This window comes from Actinomyces sp. oral taxon 448 str. F0400 (assembly GCF_000220835.1).
Taxonomy (GTDB): Bacteria; Actinomycetota; Actinomycetes; order Actinomycetales; family Actinomycetaceae; genus Actinomyces.
This window is the reverse complement of record NZ_GL985606.1, coordinates 462,060-464,251: the sequence shown is the minus strand read 5'-3', so window position 1 is coordinate 464,251 and position 2,192 is coordinate 462,060. Positions and strand designations below refer to the sequence as shown.

Genomic DNA, 2,192 nt, shown 5'->3' with positions numbered 1-2,192 from the left:
CCACGCGCATCGGGGCCTCACAGGCGACTCGGGCCGCCGACCTGCGCGGCCGCCTCATCGTCAGCCTGATCCTGTCCATCCCCGTCATGGCGATCTCCATGGTCCCGGCCCTCCAACTGCCCGGCTGGCAGTGGCTGGTGGCGGCCATGGCCCTGCCCGTGGCGACCTGGGGAGCCTGGCCCTTCCACAAGGCCGCCTTCGGGGCCCTGCGCCATGGCGCCTTCACCATGGATACCCTCGTATCTCTGGGCGTCATCGCCGCGACCGCATGGAGCCTGTGGGCGCTCATCTGGGGCGGGGCCGGGCACATCGGCATGCGGATGACCATGGAGCTCATGCCGCGTCACCAGGGCCACGCCGCGCACATGTATTTCGAATCGGCCGCCTGGGTCACCACCTTCCTTCTGGCCGGGCGCTACGCCGAGGCCCGCGCCAAATACCGCTCCGGCGACGCCCTGCGCGCCCTGCTCGAGCTCGGCGCGAAGGAGGCCGTGCGGGTGCGCCTGGCCTCGCCGTCGGGCTCGACCGACGCCATCGACGTCCTCGACGACGACGGCGCCCCCCGCTCGGACGCCATCCGCACCGAGGAGCGCATCCCGATCGACGAGCTGAGGACGGGCGACCTGCTGGCCGTGCGCCCCGGGGAGAAGATCGCTACCGACGGCGTGGTCGTCGAGGGCCGCTCCGCCGTGGACGCCTCCATGCTCACCGGCGAATCGGTGCCCGTCGAGGTCGGGGTCGGCGATGCCGTCACCGGCGCCACCGTCAACACCTCCGGTTCGCTGCTGGTGCGCGCCACCGCCGTCGGCGAGGGCACGACCCTGGCCCGCATCGGGGCCATGGTCACCGCCGCTCAGGCCGGCAAGGCCCCGGTTCAGCGTCTGGCCGACCGCATCTCGGGCGTATTCGTGCCCGCCGTGCTCATCGTCTCCGCGGCGACCTTCATCGCCTGGCTGGCCCTGGGCCACCCGGCACAGCACGCCTTCATGGCGGCCGTCGCCGTACTCGTCATCGCCTGCCCGTGCGCGCTGGGCCTGGCCACACCGACGGCCCTGCTCGTGGGCTCGGGGCGCGCCGCCCAACTCGGCGTCGTCATCAAGGGGCCCGAAGTCCTGGAATCCACCCGCGCCCTGGACACGATCGTGCTGGACAAGACGGGCACCGTCACCGAGGGGAGCATGAGCCTGGATGCGGCCCGAGACATCACTGTGGTGAGCGGAGAGGCGGTGCGCGACACGACGCGCGTTCTCACCCTGGCCGGCGCCGTGGAGGCGGCCAGCGAGCACCCGGTCGCGGCGGCGATCGCCCGGGCGGCCCGGAATGTCGAGGACGGGGGCGGCGGGCCGCCGCGAGTCTGGGACTTCGTCAGCCATGAGGGGCGCGGTGTCACCGGCACGGTGAGCCTCGACGGCGTCGAGCGCGACGTCGCCGTCGGGCGTCCGGCATGGCTGGTCGAGCGGGGCATCGAGGTTCCGGCCGAGGCCGACGACGCCATCGCCGCCGCCCAGAGCACCGGCGCCACGGCAGTCGTCCTCGCCGTCGACGGGGCCGCCACCGCCGTCCTGGCCGTACGGGACACGGTGCGGCCAAGCTCGGCCGCGGCGATTAAGCGGCTGCGTTCGCTGGGCGTGCGCCCGGTCCTGCTCACCGGCGACAACGCCCGCGCCGCCGCGCACGTGGCCGAGCAGGTCGGGATCGCGGCCGAGGACGTGCGCGCCGACGTGCTGCCGGGCGGAAAGCGCGACGTCGTCGCCGAATTGCAGCAGCGCGGACACGTCGTCGGCATGGTCGGCGACGGCGTCAACGACGCCGCGGCCCTGGCCCAGGCCGGCACCCGTGGCCTCGGTTTCGCCATGGGCTCGGGCACCGATGTGGCCATCGAGGCCGCCGACATCACGCTCGTGCGCGCCGACCTGGACGCCGTCGTGGCGGCCATCCGCGTCAGCCGCGCCACGCTGCGCATCATCAAGCAGAACCTGTTCTGGGCCTTCGCCTACAACGTGGCCGCGATCCCGTTGGCGGCCGCGGGCCTGCTCAATCCGATGATCGCAGGGGCCGCCATGGCATGCTCGAGCGTCATCGTGGTGACCAACTCGCTGCGTCTGCGTCGAGCGGCCCGCTGAGCCGAGCCGCCACCCCACCGCACCACCGGATCTCCGGCCGACCGCTAGCGGTCTACGGGCTGGTTCAGC

At 73.2% G+C, this 2,192-nt stretch carries 1 protein-coding gene; it reads left to right on the top strand.

The window, feature by feature from the left end; genetic code table 11:
- Positions 1–2,123, top strand: a 2,123-nt coding sequence (locus HMPREF9062_RS02040) for a copper-translocating P-type ATPase (protein WP_009748346.1), incomplete at its 5' end; no start/stop codon positions are given.
- Between the last annotated feature and the right edge of the window lie 69 nt (positions 2,124–2,192).